Here is a 22,217-nt window from a genome sequence, read left to right as displayed (position 1 = left end):
GTTATACCCTCACATGACGGCTAGCATCACGCCCATAAACTAAGTTGATCAAGGCCCTTGAAGCAAAGATACCGGTAAACATGCTGGTCAATAGACCTAGACCTAAGGTCAAGGCAAAACCTTGAATTGGACCATTACCTATGGAGTAAAGCACCACTGCAGTGATCATAGTGGTGAAGTTGGCGTCAAAAATAGTAGAAAACGCGCTATCAAAACCCGTATCAATTGCCAGCGCAAAACTGCGACCTTCCTTTAACTTATCTTTTATTCGCTCGAAAATCAGTACGTTGGTATCGACTGCCATACCGACTGTTAACACCAAACCCGCAATACCAGGTAAGGTCAACACAGCGCCAGGGATAAGCGCCAGTAAACCAAACAGGATCACCATATTGGAGATCAGCGCTATATTCGCCACCCAACCGAGACGGCGATACCAAAACGCCATAAACAGCAAGGTAATCCCCATCCCTAAACCAAGGGCAGCAAAACCGTTTTCAATGTTTTCAGCACCCAGCGTCGGGCCAATAGTGCGCTCTTCAACAATAGTCACTGGCGCCGTCATAGAGCCCGCTCGCAGTAACAAAGCTAATTGTTGTGCTTCTTGATAGGAGCCTGCACCCGTAATGCGAAAACGATCTCCAAGTTGGGATTGAATCGTCGCAACACTGATAATCTCTTGTGTTTGCTTTGCCTTACCTTGCTCATCACGGCTGTATTCGCTGTAAGACGTCGCCATAGGTTTGCCGATATTGGTACGGGAAAACTCAGACATTTTCTGCCCGCCCACACGGTCAAGGTTAATGTTCACCTCCGCCATGCCCATCTCGCCTAAACTCGCCCTCGCATCGACAATATGATCACCACCCAGCACTGGTGTGCGGCTCACATAAATAGGCTTACCAGACTTATCATTGAGTACCATAGCATTAACGGAGCCAGACTCTTTAACCTCGAAGAAGGCCAGACTCGCCGTAGCACCGATAACGTTTTTGGCGGCGGCAGGATCTTGTACTCCAGGCAATTCAATCCGAATTCGATGCTCCCCTTGACGCTGCACTAAAGCTTCAGTGATACCGAGCTCTTCAATACGGCTGCGCATCACTTGTAAGTTTTGCTGCACTGTCAAGTTACGCAGTTTCGTTTGCTCTTCTTGACTCAACTTAATCAGTAAACCCGCGCCATCTGCATTGGATAGCTGCCAATTAGGATAGGACTCTTTCATCATTTGACGCACGGCAGCACGGGCATCATTATCGGGCAACGTCATGTTTAACTGATGACTTTGGTCCAAATGCACGCTAGCACCACGAATTTTCTGCTCACGGATGAATTGACGTAGCGAATCAACAAGCGTCTCGGCCTGAGTTTGATAAACAGGATCAATATCAACATCGAGTAAGAACTGTACGCCACCGCGCAAGTCGAGCCCGAGTTTAATCGGCTGAAAGCCTAAGTTTTGTAACCAACTTGGCGCCGCACTGGCAAGGGATAAAGTCAATTCTTTTGGCTCTGCGACCATAGAAGAGACTAAAGTTTTGACTAAGGTTTGTTGGTTATCCGCATCGAGGACAATTAAGGTTTCACCATTTTTTTGGTCGATACGTTTGACCGTCACGCCTTCAGCTTGCAGCTTATCTCGAAGGGCAATAGGTGTGAGCGTTAACCCCGCCTTCGCGCCCACCTGCACCGCCGCATCCTCACCGTAAAATGTCGGCAAAGCACTGAATAGCATCACTATAATAGTGACGATAAGCACTAAGTATTTCCAAGCTGAATAGTGATTTAGCAGCCGTTGATTGGGTTTTCTTTCCATGGGATTAACTCGCTATTTAACGCTCAGCATTTGAATCAAATCGCTAAGCGAACATATTGATATCAGTCCGAAACACATGATTGAGTACCAGCGGCTAAGCTCGTAAGGCTCAAATCATCACTGCTTACTTAAGCAGCTATAAAAAGTTTCGGTGAGTATAAAAAGGCAACAGCATGAAAAATCGATAAGAGTAGGCTCCTATCAACGTCATGCCTAAATAGGCGAGTTAAGCGGCTTGTTGGCTAAATCGATATTGAAGATTTGAGACTTTCCAACCCGAAATTCGGGCGGGGGAAGAAACAGCAGAAAGCGTCCAATCTGATGTGATATCAAGATCGGTGGGTTCAACAACATTGGATGTCGGTTCGGCAGTAAAGTCTACAGCGAGTACATATACTGGCTTGACCTCACGCACATCGTGCTGGGCAAGACTGATAAATCGCGGTGAATTTATCGGGGCAAAATCTAAGTCATCAGAATGACTTACATAGTCAGAGCTCGGACAAGGTGCTGGCTTTGATTCTGAGTCTGCACTGACTAGATCGGTATCATGACTATTCGGTGAGCCGCAGCTTTCAACGGTTTGCGCATCAGACTGTGCATTAGATTGGGCATTGAGCTGTGCATTGTCTTGGGCGATAACATCGGCATCGGGCAAGCTTTGAGGCTCAGCGCTTCGCTTTGTATGGGGAGTCGAGCTATCAAGACTCACAGTATTCATCTGAGCATAATGGCGAGTTACATCACTGCGCTGTACTGAGGGTTTTGGCGCATAGCTAGCCGAGTGTGCAATCAACATGATCGCTACGCAAACTAACATCAATCCTGTACGCCAATGTTTGACCAAAGCGTGCCCTCTTATAAAACATTATCAAACTAAAGATGAACCTATTCACCGTCCGCTTTTGATGCTTAACTGTGGGTCCATAAAGTGAAACTCGCGCAAAAAAACAACATACACATTTCGCCAATGTTGATTTTGCTAGGATGGCAGCTTAGGCAAAAACCTACAAAGAGACAAATTAAACTTTGTCCATCTTACCCCGAATTCAACGCTGAAGCGCGATCGATATCCTTAGCTAAAGCCCTAAACTCAAGCTGTAAACAAACTTAATTCGCGGATAACAAAAAACCGCCCTAGGACGGTTTTAGCGATATTGCATGAGTCACGCTCACGACACTATAAGCAAAGTATTATAAGCAGATTATAAATACTGTACTGAGATGATTTCGTAATCTGTCATACCACCTGGCGTAGTAATAGACACTTCATCACCTTCATTTTTGCCGACTAAGCCGCGGGCTATTGGCGAATTCACTGAAATCAGGTTTTCCTTAATATTCGCTTCGTCATCGCCGACTATGCGATAAGTCACTTCGACATCGGTATCAAGATTTAAAATAGTCACAGTGGCGCCAAAAATGATACGACCGTTATTCACCATCTTAGTGACGTCGATAATTTGCGCGTTAGATAACTTACCCTCAATATCACGGATACGTGCTTCACAAATACCTTGTTCCTCACGAGCCGCATGGTATTCCGCGTTTTCTTTCAAGTCGCCTAACTCTCTCGCTGAAGCAATTGCTTCAGTGATTTTAGGGCGACGGTCAAACTTGAGAATATCTAACTCTTTACGCAGCTGCTCTGCACCGACAACTGTCATAGGAACCTTAGTCATAACTTCTTTCGTCTCCTTTAAAACAAAAGCAACCCGTGCCAACGCTAAGGTCAACACAGTCAAATGAGGGTGGAATTGCGCTATTCTAATCGTTATGCGCTTTTGATGCACCAAGAACAATGCATTGACGCAGCTTACCCAACCTTAAGCAGAGTTACCAGTAATCAAATTCAAATCTGTATACCTAAGGAAATTTCGCACACGTTTTAGTACGAAATGAATACAAAAATGCCCACTCGCCATTTAGACCGTGGGCATTAAGACTCAAAGCAAAAACCTCAAATAGAGGTTAACTCATTTATTCAAGCCCAGCCTCAAAGGTCAAAAAGATTTCACTAACCGTTTTATCAGCAAGGGATTTATCTGAATTAGGGCGCTCAATTGCCGCATGTAAGAGATAACGTCCTGCTGAAGGTAAGATCATTGAAACTTTACCGTCTTTATCTGAGGTAAATTCGATTTCCTCTGGTTTGTTTCGATATAAGCTACCGTCTTTAATAATGGCGACTTTAACGCCTTCAACGGGCTTACCATCGAAAACAAATTGCAGGGTAGCAGCTTCATTCTCAATAATATCTGCAGGATGAGTCACAGGCACTAGTTCTAAATATTCCCCCTTAGGCTTTAACACCTCCTCAGTTGGCTTATTACGTGTGACATAGGTTTCAACCCGCGACACATTTAAAGAACTTTCAAGTTCATAGGCTCCCTTTGGCATAGCAGCAGTTGTGGCTTTTTTATCCATACGGCTGCGTACAACCCCTTCTTTTCCTTTAACTTTATACTGAGAAAAATAACGAGGTGAAACTTCTTTTTCAAACTTATAAGTGCCATCTTGCATCAGTTGCACATCAAACACCGACTTACGTCCGCCCGTGTAACTTGAGCTTGGAGACGTTGGTTTTCCATTTGGCTGTAACACACGCACATCACTGGCACTAAAAGGTTTATCCATCATAAACACTTGATTGCTGGCAGACACATCTGAAGTAATCCACACAATTTCTTCACTTTCAGCCGAAACGTTGAAGTGGCTAGGTAAAATCCATCTGTCGTGGCTACTTGCCAATGGGCTAATGCAAAGTGTGCCAAGTAATGCAATAAGACGTAATTTCATGCCTTTTCCTTAAGTTTAACAATTAATATACGGGCTAAATATTTAATGGATTGACTCAACGAGCCATGCCGCTTAAGCGTAAGTCGATAACGCCAGTTTCTGTCGTGGCGGGCAACTGCACAGAGAAATCTCCCGCAGCTAAATCGATATTTTGTCGTACAAGATCGCGACCACCGTGTTCACGCACCACTTCAATAAATACAGTGTAAGTGGCAGGTTCAAGCACTTTTCCCGCCTCATCTTTTAAATCCCAATCGATTTTGTAATGACCCGCGGGACGTGTCGCAGATGCAATACCGTCAACAAAGCTCATATCTTCGCGTCCGGCTTTACGCCACCAACGACGGATATCTTTCAACCATTTATGGCCTTCATCCCATACCCAAAGGCTTAAGGTTTTAACCGTTTGCCCCTTGGCATCCTCAACCCATACGGCCACATAAGGTCTGTGATATTGCCCTTCGGTAATTTCAGGCAAGGTTAAATCGACTGTCATTTTAGGCGTCGCAAACGCCACAGAACTGACAAACAAAGCACTCACCGCAATGGTGCGAATAAGATGACGCATACTAGGCCTACACTCCTTATGGAACAAAATAAACATACACAAGCCCGCAACTACTGCTGACGAGTACCATGTATAACAATGACTTTTTGAGGCGCTTGGTTTGAGGCAGCAACAAATAAGCCCCAGTGAGCGAAAATAAAATGATAAGCACAGCGCTGAGATCGAGTATCCAAGCCCAAGCTGTGCCTGTGTTACGGCCCTTATGCAAATCATTCACTACGGCAACGACACCGTAATCTAAGGTTTCGACATAGGCTTGGCCGTCGAGCAAGTCCAATGTCAGACTCCGATAAGTACCAGGTCCTTTGCTGACTAAACTAATTTCATCTTCATCGATATCGGCGCTCGCCATATCCATAGCCCATTCACTTTTCAACCAATGACCCGCAGCCAGACGCCATTGTGAGTCTTGGGCATTAACGGGTAACAAATAGGCAGGGATTGGCACTTGTTCCCGCTTAGGTTCCTGATCAGCTTGAGAAAACCAATTAGGATGATTTAACGTTATACCTGTCACCGCAAAAAACAGCATCAGCAACAATAAAGCCATGGACACATAAACATGAATAATGCGGGCAAAGGACAAAGACGACTTACTGACTCTTAATTTCAATGATGCACTCTCAAAAACAAACCGAAGAGAAATACCTCCAGAGTCTGCTTTCCCTATGCAGCTAAAGAGAGAAATAAGCTGCATTAAACTAATTTAATGCGCCGAGATTAAATGAGATCGATTATCAAACAGAACAAAGTTTACAAACTTTACATATTCAATACTGAAAAAGAAGTTAAAAAGTAAGAAGAAAAATAAGTGCTAAAAATAAAGCACTTAGGGGTAAATCTGTTTTTAGCACTCAAAAACCATTACCTTCGATTAAATTAGCAGCAAATGATTTATTGTATCACCTGTAAATACCTTTCAAATTCATAAGGATAAAATCCAACATTTGGGTTAATTTTTTTGCTTAAAATTTACTTTGCCACCCTCTCGTTTACCTTATGCCAATCAGCTACAATCCGCCGCCGGCGACTTGCTGGTACTTCCAAGGAAATATCATCTTGAGTACATCTCTGCTCAAAAAAATGCGCTGCCTACATATTGTGTGGCTCGCATTAATGCTCAATGCCTGCGTTGCACCACTCTTATTAATGTCACCCCAAGGCCAGCTCATGTGGGCCTTGCTTAAACCCCTTGTCGGTTTAGACCCGAACGATGTCGGATTATTCGAACAACCGCTCATCAAGAACCGTATGCAGGAATTGCTGGGTAAAAATTACGATACCACCCTGTCCCTGCTCAAAACGGCCGACAAGATCCAACAGGAAGGTCCACTCATCTACTTAGTGTCGACTTACACCCCTGTCCCCGAAATGGCCGAAAAAGCGGGTCTAGTTTGGAACTCAGACACCAACCAAATGGCAGTCATGCTGATGAAAGGCGGTGCACCCTTAGTGATTTCTGAGCAATTCAGTAATCAGGCAGAAAAACGGGTCCCAAGTTGGCCGAAGGAATTAGCCGACTATACGGATCCACAGAAGTTACAACAAAAAGCCTTAGAAGCGGGCGCAAATCAAGTACAGCAACAGTTAGCAATACCTGATGCAGTCAAAGCCGTTGCAACAGGTGATGTTAAAGCGGCCCAAGGTGCCGTTATTGATAGTGCGGTCACAGAGAATGCCGTCATTAAGAATGCTGCAATGCCAATCAATATCACTGAAGCAGCTGCAAAAGTCGCCGTTCCAGCGGCTCCAGCGGATCCAGCAGAAATAAAATCGCCACCCGTTGCTCCTGAAGTCAAAAAGCAATAAAACGGATCACCACAGTGCCAGCTCAAATGGCACTGTGGATTAACTTTGAAAATAGCTGAATTGCCACAACCAACGGGAATTATAGAGACAAGGGAAAGGCTGGAAGGGCTAATATTGAAGGGAAACTGAAAGCAAAATAACGCTAAGCTGAAAATAGTTAAAAGTTAAAAAGCAAAAAGCCTGTCCGAAGACAGGCTTTTTAACTTTTTGGCTGGGGTACAAGGATTCGAACCTTGGGATGCCGAGATCAAAACCCGGTGCCTTACCACTTGGCGATACCCCAATAAACTGTGTTTAATCTTCTATCGAAGATTGCATTTTGATGGTACGGGAAGAGAGACTTGAACTCTCACACCTCGCGGCACCAGAACCTAAATCTGGCGTGTCTACCAATTTCACCATTCCCGCATCAAAATGTACCAAAATTGTCTATTCAACATTTTTGGATTTTTCTCTGATAAATCACTTTAACAGAGTTAAATATGGTAGCAATGGCGGGACTTGAACCTGCGACCCCAGCATTATGAGTGCTGTGCTCTAACCAGCTGAGCTACATTGCCAATGGCTGGGGTACAAGGATTCGAACCTTGGAATGCCGAGATCAAAACCCGGTGCCTTACCACTTGGCGATACCCCAATCAACTTGGAAACTGAGAAAAAATGGCTGGGGTACAAGGATTCGAACCTTGGAATGCCGAGATCAAAACCCGGTGCCTTACCACTTGGCGATACCCCAACTAACTCTGTTTCAAACATCCGCTATCGCCGATGTTTCTAAATTCATATATCTAAAAAATGGTACGGGAAGAGAGACTTGAACTCTCACACCTTGCGGCACCAGAACCTAAATCTGGCGTGTCTACCAATTTCACCATTCCCGCACAGTTTCATGTTTACATCGTGAAGAGATGCTAGCAATCAATGCTAGAGTAAAATCGTGATTCATTTTATATAAGAAATTTATCTTAAATAAAATGGTAGCAATGGCGGGACTTGAACCTGCGACCCCAGCATTATGAGTGCTGTGCTCTAACCAGCTGAGCTACATTGCCACATCGATATTACGCGCCCCTCTCAGCGAGGAACGGGGCGTATTATGCTTATTCAAGGTATCTAGGTCAACAGCTTTTTTTCGCTATTTCCCTTAGGTTAAGCTGTTCGGCTATTACTTCACCAAACTGAGCAACAGATGTGCTAAATAACACCTTGTTGCTCATACTTAGCTTAATTTATCGAGACTTACAGCGTGAATAAGCTTTGTTATACGTTAAACAGGAAATGCATCACATCGCCATCTTTAACGATATAGGTTTTACCTTCCACGCGTAACTTACCGGCTTCTTTCGCGCCAGCTTCACCTTTGTGGGCAATAAAGTCATCAAATGCCATCACTTGGGCACGGATAAAACCACGTTCAAAATCGGTATGGATAACACCCGCCGCTTGCGGAGCACTCGCACCCACTGGCACAGTCCAAGCACGCACTTCTTTCACGCCTGCGGTGAAATAGGTTTGCAGATTCAGTAATTCATAACCTGCGCGGATCACACGATCTAAACCTGGTTCTTCGATACCCAGATCCGCCATAAATTCATCGCGCTCCTCGATTTCCATCTCGGCCAGTTCAGATTCAATCGCCGCACATACGGCAACAACGATAGCGTTTTCTGTCGCAGCAATGGCGCGAACGGCATCTAAGTGCGGGTTATTTTCAAAACCATCTTCCGCCACGTTAGCAATATACATGGTCGGTTTTAAGGTTAAGAAGTTCAGATAAGCCACCGCTTCCAGCTCTTCTTTCGATAAATCCATTGAACGCAACATTTTAGCTTCGTCTAAAATGGGGCGCATTTTTTCTAATACTTCCACTTCAAACTTAGCGTCTTTATCGCCACCTTTAGCACGTTTCTGCTGACGCTGAACCGCACGCTCTAAACTGTCTAAGTCAGCTAACGCTAATTCAGTGTTGATGACTTCGATATCGCCAGCAGGATCAACCTTGTTAGCAACGTGAACAATGTTGTCATCATCAAAACAACGTACTACATGACCAATCGCATCGGTTTCACGGATGTTAGCGAGGAACTTGTTACCTAAGCCTTCGCCTTTAGATGCGCCAGCCACAAGACCCGCAATATCCACGAATTCCATGGTGGTAGGTAACACACGTTGTGGATTCACAATCGCAGCTAACGCATCCAGACGTGGATCCGGCACAGGTACAACACCAGTGTTAGGTTCAATGGTACAAAACGGGAAGTTAGCCGCTTCGATGCCAGCCTTAGTTAACGCATTAAAAAGCGTTGATTTACCTACGTTAGGAAGACCAACAATGCCGCATTTAAAACCCATATGCTTACCTTTCTCTCGATTATTGGCTGACAAGTCACACTCATCAGCGAGGTTTAGTCGTCCTGCCCTATGGCAGCACATTACTGAATAATTAAATCACTTGAATCACTTAAGTCTCGCCAAAGGCAAAACCTACTCCGCTTTAAAGGAGTGTAATCTGTTCATGGCTTTCACCATGTCTTGTTTAAACAAAATTTCGGTAGAACGCACGGCTTCATCTATCGCCGCCTCGATAAGTTCTTGCTCTTTAGCAGGCGCTTTTCCCAGTACGTAACCACTCACTTGATTTTTATCACCGGGATGACCGATACCTAAGCGTAAACGGTAGAAGTTTTTATCGTTAGCCAGTTTAGCAATAATATCTTTCAGACCATTGTGGCCGCCATGACCGCCACCGAGCTTAAACTTAGCCACACCGGGCGGCAGATCGAGTTCATCGTGAGCGACCAGAATCTCTTCCGGCGTGATACGAAAAAAATTCGCCAAAGCGCCAACCGCTTTACCGCTTAAATTCATATAAGTCGTCGGGATCAATAAGCGGACATCTTTACCGTGCAATACGGCTCTGGCGGTCAAACCAAAATACTTACTATCGGCCACTAAAGTCACGCCGCAAATTCTCGCTAACTCAAGTACGTACCAAGCCCCCGCATTATGGCGAGTGTGTGCATATTCAGCACCTGGATTAGCCAGACCAACTATTAATTTTATTTCGCTCATGACACTCAATATCGTTATTTCGTCGATGACAGCCGCGCAAAGAGCCGACTGAACTGACCATACCAGCTAAAAACGCGGCATTTTAGCACTCAAACCCCAAGTCAACAAATGCCACGTCATCGCACAGGAGCAGAACACAAGGTCAGAACACAGAACAACAAAGCGTTAATTAAGCCCCATAGCATATTTAAGGACAGTCTTTTTGAGCGGAGAATTGATGTTTGCTAACTTTAACGCGCCATTACGCAGCAGCTTTAGCGGCAGAATATCGTTGCTAAAACCGGCGTAAAACAAATCCATCGCCGTCATCATCAATTGATTATCGCGATAACGCTTGCGCTGATATTGGGCAAGCACTTCATTCGACCACCAGAGGTTATTTTGAGTTAATGCCTCCTTTATTACCGCCAAAAATGCTTCGACATCCTTAAACCCAAGGTTCACCCCTTGGCCTGCGAGGGGATTAATGGTGTGAGCGGCATCACCTAAAATCACCACATTATGACTATAGTAGCGCTGGGCATGGCGACGAGTGAGGCCAAAACTGCCTTTATTCTCAACGGTAAAATCAGCGTCCAAACGCGCTGGAAAATGCACTCTTATCTGATCTGCAAGCTGTTTATTATTAAGCTGCATTAACTGCTTAATTCGATTGGCATCGTCGTACCACACCAGCGAAGCGTTATTGCCTGGTAAAGGTAATAATGAACGCGGTCCTTTGGGCGTAAACTGCTGCCAAGTCACATCCTGTTGCCCCTGTGCGGTGTTGATATTAATCAACATGGCCGATTGAGCGTAATCCCAACCCGAAATGCCAATTCCCGCCCATTGACGTACCTGCGAGTGAGCACCATCGGCGCCAACCAACAACTTAGCGGTCAGTTTACTATTTGACTGTAAGTGCACGCTCACACCGTCGCTATCGCGGGCAAATGCCACCACTTTATCGGGACAATATAAGGTGATGCCAGCTAATTGTGTCATCTGTTGCCACAGGGCAAGTTGGATTAAACGGTTTTCGACTATATGACCTAAATGGCTGGCACCAATTTGCGAACAGTGGAATTGGGTGATGCAGCCATCGAGCTCCCAAGTTTCTAAGCCAAGATAAGGCACATTACGCATCTTGAGCAATGAGTCCAAGGCGCCAAGACGTTTAAGCAGCGTTTCAGAAGCCACACTGATGGCCGAGACTCGCACATCTAATGGCTGTTCGGCTTGATAAGCCTCTGGCGCAAAAGATTCAATCACCGCCACTTGCAAACCCTGTTGGGCTAATCCAATTGCCGTCGCCGCACCAACCATGCCGCCGCCGACAAGAATGACATCGAACTCAGTACTTTCAGCATGAGTGCCTTCTGCATGAGTGACGTCAGAATGAGTCACGTTAGAATCTGTGGTGTCGGATATCATCTGTGCATGTGTATCTTCAATCTGGCTCATCCTACTTACCACCTTAGTTACGACCTTAGTTAGCACCTTTAAGCCCTTCTGTATTTCTGCTCAAGCGACTTTTCACAAACCCGCTCGATTATGCCTTATATCAAGATACCACGGAAATGTTGAGCGCATTTCGATTCGAAATCCGTGAAGACATAGGCATTCAAGCCCGAATAGTTTGCTGGGAATAACGAAAGCTCAGCATGTTAACAATATTAATCTTGCCCAAATGCAGCCGAACAATAAAAACCTAGCATTTGTGAGGGTATCGCCCTTGGCAAAAGCCAACAGCTAAAAGTGTGGACAAAGCTGGTCAGCAGCCGTAACAGCAGGTAAAATGTCGCGCTATTTTTATTGGTCATCTTAGGGCGACACAACTGATGAGTAAGAAACTCCATATCAAGACTTGGGGCTGTCAAATGAATGAGTATGACTCATCCAAGATGGCTGATCTGTTAGGCGAATACCAAGGTTATACCTTGACTGAAGAAGCGTCTGAGGCAGACATTCTCCTGCTCAACACTTGTTCTATCCGCGAAAAAGCGCAAGAAAAAGTGTTCCATCAGCTAGGACGCTGGAAGACGCTTAAAGATAAAAATCCTAATTTGATTATTGGCGTGGGCGGCTGCGTTGCCTCACAAGAAGGCAAAGCCATTAAAGACAGAGCCCAATGTGTCGACATTATTTTCGGACCACAAACCTTGCACCGTCTGCCCGAGATGATCGAGCAAGTGCGCCGTGGTGATAAAGCGGTTATCGATATCAGCTTCCCTGAAATCGAAAAATTCGACCGTCTGCCAGAGCCACGCGCCGAAGGCCCAACCGCGTTTGTGTCTATCATGGAAGGTTGCAGCAAATACTGCTCGTTCTGTGTTGTACCTTATACTCGCGGCGAAGAAGTCAGCCGTCCATCGGACGATATTATCCTTGAAATCGCCCAATTGGCGGAGCAAGGTGTGCGCGAAGTAAACTTGCTCGGCCAAAACGTGAATGCCTATCGCGGCGCAACTCACGATGGCGCTATCTGTACTTTTGCGGAATTACTGCGCTTCGTGGCAGCCATCGACGGTATCGACCGTATCCGCTTCACGACCAGTCACCCGATTGAATTTACACAAGATATCATCGACGTTTACGAAGATACCCCTGAGCTTGTAAGCTTCTTGCACTTACCAGTGCAATCGGGTTCTGACCGTATTCTCACAGCGATGAAACGCGGCCATATGGCGATTGAATATAAGTCAATCATCCGCCGCCTGCGTAAAGCCCGTGAAGGGATTCAAATCAGCTCGGACTTTATCATTGGCTTCCCTGGCGAAACCAAAGAAGACTTTGCCGATACCATGAAGTTGATTGAAGACATAGGTTTCGACCACAGCTTCAGCTTTATCTATAGCGCACGTCCGGGCACGCCAGCGGCAGATTTACCCGATAACGTCGATATGGAAAAGAAAAAACAACGTCTGGCGATTCTGCAAGACCGCATCACCCAGCAAGCCATGCGCTACAGCCGCCACATGATGGGCACAGTGCAACGTATTCTGGTTGAAGGACCATCGGTGAAAAATCCTATGGAACTGCGCGGCCGTACTGAGAACAACCGAGTAGTGAACTTCGAAGGTCAACCAAAACACATTGGTACTTTCGTGGATGTAGAAATTGTCGACGTTTACACTAACTCACTGCGCGGTGTCTTTATCCGCGGCGAAGATGAAATGGATCTACGTCGTAGCCTGCGTCCGGCAGAAATTCTGGCCAAGCGCAAGCAAGATGATGAACTGGGTGTGACTCAATTTAAGCCATAAGCGTTAAATCGGCTTAAGCTTAAACAGTACCTATATAAAGAAGGGCGACTTAGTCGCCCTTTTGCTTTCACGCACTTTTGTTTAAGTCTACCGAGGCAATTGTTATTTTCCGTTAGCAATTATCGGCTATGGCTCGTAAACTAAAATTATCTTGCGATGGTTAACCAACCTCGTACCTTGCTTTCTTATTCGCTATTGGGAGTGCTATTTGTCCAGTAAATTAACTACCATGAATCTGTATCTCGAACCCGCAGAAACACGCCGTTTGGCTTCACTGTGCGGTCCATTCGATGACAATATCAAGCAGATAGAACGTCGCGTTGGCGTTGAAATCGTCCGTAAGAACAATCATTTCCAGATCACCGGACTGCCACGCAATTGTTTAAGCGCCAACAACTTACTAAAAGAACTCTACATCGAGACCCAAACGGTTAAAGGCAGCACGCCCGATCTTGAGCCTGAGCAAGTCCATATCGCCATTCAAGCGGCCATTGCCCTAGAGCAAGCAGACGCTAACGACGACAGCGGTATTAATATCAAAACCCGCCGCGGTGTCATTAAGCCACGCAATCCGAATCAAAGCTTGTATGTGGCCAATATTACGCGTCACGATATTACCTTCGGTATTGGTCCTGCTGGAACGGGCAAAACCTACCTTGCCGTAGCAGCGGCAGTAGATGCGTTAGAGCGCCAAGAAGTGCGCCGCATTCTGCTGACTCGCCCTGCGGTGGAAGCGGGTGAAAAACTCGGTTTCTTACCCGGTGACTTAAGTCAAAAGGTAGACCCCTATTTGCGTCCGCTCTACGATGCCCTGTTCGAAATGCTTGGCTTTGAAAAAGTGGAACGCCTCATCGAGAAAAATGTAATAGAAGTGGCACCGCTTGCCTATATGCGCGGTCGTACCTTGAACGATGCCTTTATTATTCTCGATGAAAGCCAAAACACCACAATCGAGCAGATGAAGATGTTCCTTACCCGTATCGGTTTCAATTCCCGTGCGGTGATCACCGGCGACATCACTCAAACCGACTTACCTAAACATCAAAAGTCAGGGCTACGTCACGCGATTGAAGTGTTAAGCCAAGTCGAAGAAATCAGCTTTAACTTTTTTGTCTCCCAAGATGTAGTGCGCCACCCAGTGGTTGCCCGTATCGTTGAAGCCTATGAAGCCTTCGAGTTAAAAGAGCAAACCTTAAAAGCCAAAAAAGAAAGCCAGTACCAAAAGCAACAGCAGGAAGCCGCAACACATGAGTCTTGAGTTAGCCTTAGATATTCAACATGCCAGCACCAGTGAGTGGCTACCAACGGACGAACAATTCGCCCTTTGGGTCACTACCGCAATTGGCAATAGCATGGATGAAGCTGAATTAACCATACGTATCGTCGATAGCCGCGAGAGCCAAATGCTCAACAATACCTATCGCGGTAAAGACAAACCGACCAATGTACTGTCATTTCCCTTTGAAGCACCACCAGAAATTGAACTTCCTTTACTCGGAGATCTTGTCATTTGCGCGGCAGTCGTTGAAAATGAAGCCCGTGAACAACAAAAACCACTAGAAGCGCACTGGGCACACATGGTTGTACATGGTTGCTTGCATCTGCTAGGGTATGATCACATCGACGATGAAGAAGCCGAAGAGATGGAGTCATTAGAGACTCAACTCATTGAAAGCTTAGGTTTTACTGACCCATATAAGGAACAATAATTAGCTAAGATAATCCCTATCAAAAGCTAATGAGAAAACTATGAGTGACGATATCCCCCCTAGTACGAACGCCCACAAGAAAGGTTGGTTTGATAGAGTAAGTCAGCTATTTCAGGGCGAACCTCAAAATCGCGAAGATCTAGTTGATGTGATTGATGGTGCCGAGCAGCGCGATTTGATCACCCAAGACACCCGCGAGATGATAAAAGGTGTATTAGACGTTTCTGATATGCGTGTTCGGGATATCATGATCCCAAGAGCTCAAATTGTCGCCCTCCAGATAGACAATTCGGTCGAAGAGTTACTTGCGACTGTGATTGGTTCAGGTCACTCGCGCTTCCCCGTCGTTAACGAAGATAAAGACCATATCGAAGGCATATTGCTTGCCAAAGATTTGATCCCTTACGGTTTCTCCAACAGTGATGAGCCCTTCTCACTGGATCGCGTGATCCGTCCCGCCGTGGTTGTGCCCGAAAGCAAACGCGTCGATGTTCTGCTAAAAGAATTCCGCTCTCAACGCTACCATATGGCGATTGTGGTTGATGAGTACGGCGGCGTATCGGGTCTTGTGACTATCGAAGATATTCTTGAAGAAATTGTCGGCGAGATTGAAGACGAATTCGACCACGATAGCACTGAAGAAACCGAGATCCGCAAAGTCGGTAACACGGTTTATATGGTTAAAGCTTTGACGCCAATCGAAGATTTCAACGAAGAATTCAACACTGAATTCAGCGATGAAGAGTTTGATACCGTCGGTGGCTTAGTCTCACACGCCTTTGGCCATCTGCCAGAACGTAACGAGAGCATCATCATTGAAGGCATAGAATTTAAAGTCATCAATGCTGACACTAGGCGTTTAATCCAACTCAGAGTTAAACTCCCCGATCCTAATACTGGCGAAGACGTAGAATAATCACTCGTGCTAAAAAAAATCCGGGCTTTTGCCCAACAACAGTCCCAACCTAGTGCTGTGAGACTCGTACTGGCATTTGCCCTTGGCGCCAGTACGGCGCTTTCATTTGCGCCTTATTCCATTTGGATAATCTATCCGTTTGCCATGGCTATTGCCCTCTGGCACAGCCGAACGCTGAGCGCTAAGGCAAGCTTTTACTATTGGTTAAGCTTTGGATTTGGCTGTTTTGCCGTAGGGATCAGCTGGGTTCACGTGAGCATGGATACCTTTGGTGGTATGCCGCTCATTGCCTCCGTTGGGTTAATGGCCTTGTTAGCCTTGTATTTAGCCTTGTATCCCGCGCTAACTGGTTTGGCGCTGGTTTGGTTAACTAAAACGCTGAGCCATAATGGTGAAAATCGATTTGGTCTTTGGCGTAATCTCGCCCTATTCCCCGCATTATGGACCTTGACCGAATGGGCTCGTGGCTGGGTAATGACAGGCTTCCCTTGGTTATGGGCGGGTTACTCGCAAACTCAAGGGCCACTAAAACCCCTTGCCAGTATCATAGGCACACTGGGAATAAGTTTTGTATTGGCCATGCTCGCTGGTGCATTAGCGCTTTGTTTTACTAAGCGTTATAAGAGTTTACTGCTTTTACTGCCGCTCAGTATTCTGGCCGTTTGGGCTGCGCCTAAACTTTGGGACATTCATCCTACGGGTGAAAATGTTAAAGTGGCACTGGTGCAAGGCAATATTCCCCAAAGCATGAAGTGGGAACCCGATGCCCTGTGGCCGACGCTGTTAAAATACATGGATTTATCCCGCGAACATCTGGATGCCGATATCATTATTTGGCCAGAAGCGGCAATTCCAGCGCCAGAATCTATGGTGCAGGACTTTTTAGATAACGCCAATAAAGTCGCCAATCTAAACCATACCTCAATTATCACTGGTATTATCAGCCATCAAAACAATGAGTTCTATAATTCATTGATTGTGCTTGGTAATCATAATCAGAAACAACAAGCAGGCCCAGACTATGAGGGTGATGGTAGCAATCAATTTAAGAAACACCATCTGTTGCCAATTGGCGAGTTTGTCCCCTTTGAAGCGCTGCTGCGCCCGATAGCACCTTTCTTTAATTTGCCCATGTCGTCCTTTACGCGAGGCGAATATCAACAGCCGAACCTCAGCGCACTAGGCCATAAAATCGCGCCAGCAATTTGTTATGAAATAGCCTTTCCGGAACAGTTGCGCGACAACGTTAATCAAGGGACAGATATACTATTAACTGTCTCTAACGATGCATGGTTTGGTAGCTCAAATGGGCCATTACAGCATATGGAAATCGCTCAAATGCGCGCGGTTGAATTGGGTCGGCCTCTATTACGCGCAACCAACAATGGCGTGACAGCCATAGTCGATGAGCGTGGCAATATCACAGCGTCATTGCCACAGTTTGAAATAGGCGTGCTAAGTGCAAGCATTCCATTAGTCACAGGACAAACTTGGTTTGCAAAATTAGGCCAAATGCCCCTACTGATACTCTGTGGTTTAATCGTTCTACTCGGTCTTGCCCGACGTTTTAAAGCGCAATAGGATTTAGGCCATGCATTACCAAGTCAATAAACAAGATGTGGCAGGTTTTACCTTAATTGAACTTGTCGTTGTGATTATTGTGCTTGGGATCTTGGCTGTGATCGCCGCGCCTAAATTTATCGGCTTAAGTAAAGAAGCGCGGGTACAAACCTTAAGCCAAGTACAGGCCAGCGTTAAAACAGCCAATATGCTAGCTTACTCAAAAACCCAAATGCCTAGCCTACTAAGCCAAGCGGTAGCTGGGCGCGATGATATTATTGATATCGACCTCAATGGTGATGGCACTCCAGATACACGATTAAAATGGGGTTACCTCGATAATACTGATATGGAAAAATGGATCACCTCAGATGATAAACTTATCATTCAATATCAAGGCATTGATATCACTTATATAGGCTACGATCTTAACAACAACTCCTTAGTGAATGATGACCAATGCTATTTCCGCTACACCCAAGCCAGCGATGCCAACACTGCGCCGCAATATGATATCAACACCCAAGGTTGTTAGGCTGACACTCAGTTAACCTGTGTTATCCTGCAATTGTCTGCGAATACATTAGGCTGATTGCGCGTTCCACGTTAAGGTGAACGATTAGACGTGGCCTTATACCAATCACAGTAACTGTGTCTGCATAGCCAATATGATTGGTACCATTACCTCGTTCCTTAACCAAGGTACACAGTCAAGGCAACTCTATGGCACAGCTTCGCGTGCGCTACCAAACCCACGAATTTGGGGATCTCGACATTCATGTCAGAACCCTAAGAAATAACCAAGAATTTGAAGACCTAGATGGCGAAGCTGAAAAGCTCGGTATTTCCTCCGCAACTTGGCCATTATTTGGCATAGTTTGGCCGTCTAGCCAAGTGCTATCCCATCATATGGCCGATTATCAAATTGATAATAAACGCATTCTTGAGGTTGGCTGCGGTATAGGGCTGGCAAGTCTAGTGCTAAACCACAGACATGCCGACATCACAGCAACCGACTATCACCCCGAGTCGGAAAATTTCCTTAAGCAAAATGTCGATTTAAATCATGGTCGTGCGATTCCGTTTGTTCGAACAGGGTGGGCAGATGCACAAACTAATTTAGGTTTATTTGATCTCATTATCGGCAGCGATCTCTTGTACGAACAAGAACATGCCGATCTGTTGTCACAATTTATTGAGCAGCATGCTAAACCAATTTGTGATGTAGTCTTAGTCGATCCAGGCCGTGGTAATCATGCAAAATTCAGTAAACGTATGGTGACCTTAGGTTACGAACACTCACAACATAAACCCATTCACACTGAATTTTTATTAGCGCCCTTTGGCGGTCAAATCCTCAACTACTCTCGTACCAACAGTTGATACAACCTAATTAATGCAGATATGAGCCATTTAGGTCTAATAGAACTCAAAAAAAACGACGCTGAGGCGTCGTTTTAGCTGCATAACATCATCACCTTGATTAAGGCGTAAGCGGTTCGCGGGTAAATTCTTCATGGTCACATTCAGGACAGTCTGGGATGGGACTAGGAAACTCAATACTCATTTCATTACCACAGTTAGTGCACACCATGATGCCCTGATTCACAATATCACCACTCTTGTAGTAGCCTTGGTGCTTAAAATCTTGCGTTAACTCATGCCATTCGACTTGGCTGCGGTCGGTGATTTCACTGAGCCAATGCCAAAGCGTATTCTCTAAAGTAATCACGGTTGGGCTATGACTCAAACTATCCGCGTTCTGCTCACGGAGAAAACTCGTAATATCACGCTTTAAGAATTGTTCGACTAAAGCGAGTTCATCTTCCCCTGCCTGTTCTTTAAGACGTAAATACTCCTTACCTTGAGTGACAGAATTAAATAAGTTCTTTACAGTCATAGTGTTATCTTCTTCAAATTGAGATTTCACTTCGGTAATTAAGGCTTGATACAGTCCTAGTAACGCGTTACTTCTATCATTCATAACCAATACTCCTTCATACGAACCTTTTTAATGCATCGCTTCTAGTTTATTCTATGCAGATCTTACTCGCGCTGATATGGCGTTAGATCCAATAATAGGCGGCACTGCCGGAAATAGAGTGATGCAAGAGCAATATAATCCCTCAGAAATTGAAGCCTTAGTGCAAAAGCACTGGCATGACAACAAAACCTTCGAAGTCACTGAAGACGCAAACAAAGAAAAGTTTTATTGCCTTTCGATGTTTCCGTACCCTTCTGGCAGACTCCACATGGGACACGTACGCAACTATACCATAGGTGACGTAGTTGCACGCTTTCAACGTCTTCAAGGCAAAAACGTGCTCCAGCCTATTGGTTGGGACTCATTTGGTTTGCCCGCAGAAAATGCCGCAATTAACAACAAGACTGCGCCTGCACCATGGACCTATGAAAACATAGAATACATGAAGAACCAGCTGAAATTGCTGGGTTTTGGTTACGATTGGAGCCGTGAAATCGCCACTTGTACCCCTGAATATTATCGCTGGGAACAATGGTTCTTCACTAAGTTGTACGAGAAAGGCCTAGTCTACAAAAAGACAGCTTCAGTCAACTGGTGTCCAAACGATGAAACCGTACTGGCGAACGAGCAAGTTCAAGACGGTTGCTGCTGGCGCTGTGATACCCCTGTGGAACAAAAAGAAATTCCACAGTGGTTTATTAAGATCACTGCCTATGCAGAAGAATTATTAAACGATATCGATACCTTAGATGGCTGGCCTGAACAGGTTAAGACCATGCAGCGCAACTGGATTGGTCGCAGCGAAGGTGTAGAAATGACCTTCGGCGTTGCAGGTCACGATAAAAGCTTCGATATCTATACCACACGTCCAGATACCTTAATGGGCGTGACCTATGTGGCGATTGCCGCAGGTCATCCATTAGCTGAAATCGCCGCGCAAACCAATCCTGAGCTTGCCGCCTTTATCGATGAGTGCAAAAACAGCACAACATCTGAAGCCGAACTCGCGACCATGGAAAAACGCGGTGTCGCTACAGGGCTTTTCGCCATTCATCCTATCACTGGTAAGCAAGTGCCGATTTGGGCAGCTAACTTTGTGTTGATGAACTATGGCACAGGTGCCGTAATGTCAGTTCCTGGGCACGACCAACGTGACTTTGAATTTGCAAAAAAATACGGTCTAGCAATTGAGGCTGTGATCAAGCCTGTTGATGGCGAAGTGGACATTAGCGAAGCCGCTTATACCGAAAAAGGCGTACTGTTTAACTCGGGAGAGTTCGACGGTTTAGACTTTGAAGCAGGCTTTAATGCCATCGCTAACAAGTTAGTCGCCGAAGGTAAAGGCAAGCGCCAAGTCAACTATCGTCTACGTGATTGGGGTGTTTCACGTCAGCGTTACTGGGGCGCACCAATCCCTATGGTGACCTTAGCCGACGGCACTGTGATCCCAACGCCAGCAGATCAACTGCCAGTATTGCTGCCAGAAGATGTCGTGATGGACGGTATTCAAAGCCCAATCAAGGCCGATAAAGAATGGGCGAAAACCCAAGTTAATGGCCAAGATGCGCTGCGCGAAACCGATACCTTCGATACCTTTATGGAATCCTCTTGGTATTACGCCCGTTACTGCAGCCCGCATGCAGACGAAATGTTAGATCCCGCTAAAGCCAACTACTGGCTACCTGTGGATCAATACATTGGCGGTATCGAACACGCTTGTATGCATTTGTTATATTTCCGCTTCTTCCACAAGTTGCTGCGTGATGCAGGTCTGGTTAACTCTAACGAGCCAGCCAAACAATTGCTGACCCAAGGCATGGTGTTGGCTGATGCTTTCTACTACATCAACGAAAAAGGCGCCCGTGTATGGGTTTCGCCTTTAGATGTAGCGACCACAGAAAAAGACGACAAGGGCCGTATTACTAAGGCTATCGACAAAGACGGCAACGAGCTGGTTTATACCGGCATGTGCAAGATGTCTAAGTCGAAAAACAATGGTATCGATCCTCAAGTCATGGTCGAAAAATACGGCGCCGATACCGTTCGCCTATTTATGATGTTCGCCTCACCACCAGAATTAACTCTGGAATGGCAAGAATCTGGCGTTGAAGGCGCACACCGCTTCATTAAACGTCTGTGGAAGCTTGCAAACGAGCATGTGAACCAAGATAACAGCGAAGCCTTAGATGTCAGCAAGTTAACTGCCGATCAAAAAGCGCTGCGCCGTGAAGTCCACAAGACGATCGCCAAAGTAACCGACGATATCGGCCGCCGTCAAATGTTCAACACTGCGGTTGCCGCCGTGATGGAACTGATGAACCATCTGCAAAAAGCACCACAAACCACAGGCCAAGACAACGCCATTATCGGCGAAGCCTTATCCGCCATAGTGCGTTTGCTGTACCCTATCATTCCGCATGTGAGCTTTAACCTGTGGAACGAGTTAGGCAATGCTAGCAACATCGAAGACAGCCAATGGCCAGTCGTTGATGAAGCTGCGCTAGTTGAAGACAGCAAGCTCATCGTTGTGCAAGTTAACGGTAAAGTTCGCGCAAAAATCACAGTAGCCGCCGACGCTGATAAAGAATCAGTAGAAGCCTTAGGCATGAGTGATGAACACGTGATCAAATACCTAGACGGCCTGACAGTACGTAAAGTGATCTATGTGCCGGGCAAACTGCTCAGCATAGTGGCCAATTAACGGCTGCTAATAACTCGCTATACTCAAAGCCAATGAAG

General features: G+C 45.8%; 19 protein-coding genes and 7 tRNA genes. 9 read left to right on the top strand and 17 right to left on the bottom strand.

The genetic code is table 11. The features are described from left to right. Window position 1 precedes the first annotated feature (1 nt). The 6 genes from secD to L5L91_RS13005 form a co-directional block, all read right to left on the bottom strand. Window positions 2-1,816, bottom strand: a complete 1,815-nt coding sequence (secD, locus tag L5L91_RS13030) for a protein translocase subunit SecD (RefSeq protein WP_263236779.1) — start codon at window positions 1,814-1,816, stop codon at window positions 2-4. Window positions 1,817-2,042: 226 nt separating this feature from the next. Beyond that, window positions 2,043-2,636, bottom strand: coding sequence for a hypothetical protein (locus tag L5L91_RS13025; protein WP_263236777.1), 594 nt, complete (start codon window positions 2,634-2,636; stop codon window positions 2,043-2,045). Window positions 2,637-3,021: 385 nt separating this feature from the next. Further along, a complete protein-coding gene (greA, locus tag L5L91_RS13020; RefSeq protein ID WP_028761461.1) occupies window positions 3,022-3,498 on the bottom strand; it encodes a transcription elongation factor GreA in 477 nt (158 codons plus the stop codon). A gap of 298 nt (window positions 3,499-3,796) precedes the next feature. Beyond that, on the bottom strand, window positions 3,797-4,615 hold the full coding sequence (locus L5L91_RS13015) for a DUF4198 domain-containing protein (RefSeq protein WP_198572947.1): 819 nt from the start codon (window positions 4,613-4,615) through the stop codon (window positions 3,797-3,799). Between the two features lie 55 nt (window positions 4,616-4,670). Continuing rightward, window positions 4,671-5,183 (bottom strand): DUF2271 domain-containing protein, encoded by a 513-nt coding sequence (locus L5L91_RS13010; RefSeq protein WP_263185633.1) that lies wholly within the window; start codon window positions 5,181-5,183, stop codon window positions 4,671-4,673. Window positions 5,184-5,199: 16 nt separating this feature from the next. Beyond that, window positions 5,200-5,796 (bottom strand): PepSY-associated TM helix domain-containing protein, encoded by a 597-nt coding sequence (locus L5L91_RS13005; RefSeq protein WP_212599331.1) that lies wholly within the window; start codon window positions 5,794-5,796, stop codon window positions 5,200-5,202. A gap of 470 nt (window positions 5,797-6,266) precedes the next feature. Between L5L91_RS13005 and L5L91_RS13000 the strand changes: the two genes are divergently transcribed. After that, the gene (locus L5L91_RS13000; RefSeq protein ID WP_263161941.1) at window positions 6,267-6,992 is read left to right on the top strand and encodes a hypothetical protein; all 726 of its coding nucleotides are present in this window, start codon (window positions 6,267-6,269) and stop codon (window positions 6,990-6,992) included. Between the two features lie 208 nt (window positions 6,993-7,200). Here the strand turns inward: L5L91_RS13000 and L5L91_RS12995 are convergent. From L5L91_RS12995 to L5L91_RS12950, 10 genes are all read right to left on the bottom strand, one after another. Beyond that, window positions 7,201-7,275 (bottom strand) — tRNA-Gln (locus tag L5L91_RS12995). Between the two features lie 40 nt (window positions 7,276-7,315). Continuing rightward, window positions 7,316-7,400, bottom strand: a tRNA-Leu gene (locus L5L91_RS12990). 75 nt (window positions 7,401-7,475) lie between these two features. After that, window positions 7,476-7,552, bottom strand: a tRNA-Met gene (locus tag L5L91_RS12985). 2 nt (window positions 7,553-7,554) lie between these two features. Beyond that, window positions 7,555-7,629, bottom strand: a tRNA-Gln gene (locus L5L91_RS12980). 24 nt (window positions 7,630-7,653) lie between these two features. Continuing rightward, window positions 7,654-7,728, bottom strand: a tRNA-Gln gene (locus L5L91_RS12975). Between the two features lie 60 nt (window positions 7,729-7,788). Further along, window positions 7,789-7,873, bottom strand: a tRNA-Leu gene (locus L5L91_RS12970). Between the two features lie 94 nt (window positions 7,874-7,967). Next, window positions 7,968-8,044 (bottom strand) — tRNA-Met (locus L5L91_RS12965). Between the two features lie 208 nt (window positions 8,045-8,252). Beyond that, window positions 8,253-9,344 carry a redox-regulated ATPase YchF gene (ychF, locus tag L5L91_RS12960; RefSeq protein WP_028761466.1) on the bottom strand — a complete coding sequence of 364 codons (1,092 nt, stop codon included), beginning with the start codon at window positions 9,342-9,344 and terminating at the stop codon, window positions 8,253-8,255. A 132-nt stretch (window positions 9,345-9,476) separates the two neighbouring features. Beyond that, a complete protein-coding gene (gene pth, locus L5L91_RS12955) occupies window positions 9,477-10,064 on the bottom strand; it encodes an aminoacyl-tRNA hydrolase (protein WP_028761467.1) in 588 nt (195 codons plus the stop codon). Window positions 10,065-10,229: 165 nt separating this feature from the next. Beyond that, complete coding sequence (locus tag L5L91_RS12950) at window positions 10,230-11,507, bottom strand: FAD-dependent monooxygenase (protein ID WP_263236776.1); 1,278 nt, start codon at window positions 11,505-11,507, stop codon at window positions 10,230-10,232. A gap of 377 nt (window positions 11,508-11,884) precedes the next feature. Between L5L91_RS12950 and miaB the strand changes: the two genes are divergently transcribed. The 7 genes from miaB to L5L91_RS12915 all read left to right on the top strand — a co-directional run bounded on the left by miaB (window position 11,885) and on the right by L5L91_RS12915 (window position 18,877). Next, window positions 11,885-13,309: a tRNA (N6-isopentenyl adenosine(37)-C2)-methylthiotransferase MiaB gene (gene miaB / locus L5L91_RS12945; RefSeq protein ID WP_263236774.1), complete on the top strand. Its 1,425-nt coding sequence runs from the start codon at window positions 11,885-11,887 to the stop codon at window positions 13,307-13,309. A 208-nt stretch (window positions 13,310-13,517) separates the two neighbouring features. Then, window positions 13,518-14,567: a PhoH family protein gene (locus L5L91_RS12940; RefSeq protein WP_028761469.1), complete on the top strand. Its 1,050-nt coding sequence runs from the start codon at window positions 13,518-13,520 to the stop codon at window positions 14,565-14,567. Then, window positions 14,557-15,018 (top strand): rRNA maturation RNase YbeY, encoded by a 462-nt coding sequence (ybeY, locus tag L5L91_RS12935; protein WP_105251690.1) that lies wholly within the window; start codon window positions 14,557-14,559, stop codon window positions 15,016-15,018. Before L5L91_RS12940 ends, ybeY begins: the two co-directional genes overlap by 11 nt. A gap of 40 nt (window positions 15,019-15,058) precedes the next feature. Then, window positions 15,059-15,934 carry a CNNM family magnesium/cobalt transport protein CorC gene (gene corC, locus L5L91_RS12930; RefSeq protein ID WP_006082742.1) on the top strand — a complete coding sequence of 292 codons (876 nt, stop codon included), beginning with the start codon at window positions 15,059-15,061 and terminating at the stop codon, window positions 15,932-15,934. A 6-nt stretch (window positions 15,935-15,940) separates the two neighbouring features. Further along, window positions 15,941-17,515, top strand: a complete 1,575-nt coding sequence (gene lnt / locus L5L91_RS12925; protein WP_263236772.1) for an apolipoprotein N-acyltransferase — start codon at window positions 15,941-15,943, stop codon at window positions 17,513-17,515. Window positions 17,516-17,525: 10 nt separating this feature from the next. Next, window positions 17,526-18,029: a type II secretion system protein gene (locus L5L91_RS12920; RefSeq protein ID WP_263161882.1), complete on the top strand. Its 504-nt coding sequence runs from the start codon at window positions 17,526-17,528 to the stop codon at window positions 18,027-18,029. Window positions 18,030-18,217: 188 nt separating this feature from the next. Continuing rightward, entirely contained in the window at window positions 18,218-18,877 is a 660-nt protein-coding gene (locus L5L91_RS12915) for a class I SAM-dependent methyltransferase (protein WP_105251687.1), read from the top strand. A gap of 100 nt (window positions 18,878-18,977) precedes the next feature. Here the strand turns inward: L5L91_RS12915 and L5L91_RS12910 are convergent, their stop codons facing one another. Continuing rightward, a complete protein-coding gene (locus L5L91_RS12910) occupies window positions 18,978-19,478 on the bottom strand; it encodes a zinc ribbon-containing protein (RefSeq protein ID WP_219251193.1) in 501 nt (166 codons plus the stop codon). Window positions 19,479-19,599: 121 nt separating this feature from the next. Here L5L91_RS12910 and leuS point away from each other — a divergent pair, with 121 nt between their 5' ends. After that, on the top strand, window positions 19,600-22,179 hold the full coding sequence (gene leuS / locus L5L91_RS12905) for a leucine--tRNA ligase (protein ID WP_263236844.1): 2,580 nt from the start codon (window positions 19,600-19,602) through the stop codon (window positions 22,177-22,179). Window positions 22,180-22,217: the final 38 nt, after the last annotated feature.

The sequence above is a fragment of the Shewanella sp. SM55 genome (genome assembly GCF_025654025.1).
Taxonomy (GTDB): domain Bacteria; phylum Pseudomonadota; class Gammaproteobacteria; order Enterobacterales; family Shewanellaceae; genus Shewanella; species Shewanella oncorhynchi.
The sequence above is the reverse complement of the archived record's forward strand: the minus strand, read 5'-3'. Positions and strand labels throughout refer to the sequence as shown.

What these genes read in the sequence shown, in the direction of transcription:
- ychF (WP_028761466.1), bottom strand. Translation starts at nt 9,344, where the DNA reads ATGGGTTTTAAATGCGGCATTGTTGGTCTTCCTAACGTAGGTAAATCA.
- L5L91_RS13000 (WP_263161941.1), top strand. Translation starts at nt 6,267, where the DNA reads ATGCGCTGCCTACATATTGTGTGGCTCGCATTAATGCTCAATGCCTGC.
- ybeY (WP_105251690.1), top strand. Translation starts at nt 14,557, where the DNA reads ATGAGTCTTGAGTTAGCCTTAGATATTCAACATGCCAGCACCAGTGAG.
- greA (WP_028761461.1), bottom strand. Translation starts at nt 3,498, where the DNA reads ATGACTAAGGTTCCTATGACAGTTGTCGGTGCAGAGCAGCTGCGTAAA.
- secD (WP_263236779.1), bottom strand. Translation starts at nt 1,816, where the DNA reads ATGGAAAGAAAACCCAATCAACGGCTGCTAAATCACTATTCAGCTTGG.
- L5L91_RS13025 (WP_263236777.1), bottom strand. Translation starts at nt 2,636, where the DNA reads ATGTTAGTTTGCGTAGCGATCATGTTGATTGCACACTCGGCTAGCTAT.
- leuS (WP_263236844.1), top strand. Translation starts at nt 19,600, where the DNA reads ATGCAAGAGCAATATAATCCCTCAGAAATTGAAGCCTTAGTGCAAAAG.
- L5L91_RS12920 (WP_263161882.1), top strand. Translation starts at nt 17,526, where the DNA reads ATGCATTACCAAGTCAATAAACAAGATGTGGCAGGTTTTACCTTAATT.
- L5L91_RS12950 (WP_263236776.1), bottom strand. Translation starts at nt 11,507, where the DNA reads ATGAGCCAGATTGAAGATACACATGCACAGATGATATCCGACACCACA.
- L5L91_RS12915 (WP_105251687.1), top strand. Translation starts at nt 18,218, where the DNA reads ATGGCACAGCTTCGCGTGCGCTACCAAACCCACGAATTTGGGGATCTC.
- corC (WP_006082742.1), top strand. Translation starts at nt 15,059, where the DNA reads ATGAGTGACGATATCCCCCCTAGTACGAACGCCCACAAGAAAGGTTGG.
- pth (WP_028761467.1), bottom strand. Translation starts at nt 10,064, where the DNA reads ATGAGCGAAATAAAATTAATAGTTGGTCTGGCTAATCCAGGTGCTGAA.
- L5L91_RS13010 (WP_263185633.1), bottom strand. Translation starts at nt 5,183, where the DNA reads ATGCGTCATCTTATTCGCACCATTGCGGTGAGTGCTTTGTTTGTCAGT.
- miaB (WP_263236774.1), top strand. Translation starts at nt 11,885, where the DNA reads ATGAGTAAGAAACTCCATATCAAGACTTGGGGCTGTCAAATGAATGAG.
- L5L91_RS13015 (WP_198572947.1), bottom strand. Translation starts at nt 4,615, where the DNA reads ATGAAATTACGTCTTATTGCATTACTTGGCACACTTTGCATTAGCCCA.
- L5L91_RS12910 (WP_219251193.1), bottom strand. Translation starts at nt 19,478, where the DNA reads ATGAATGATAGAAGTAACGCGTTACTAGGACTGTATCAAGCCTTAATT.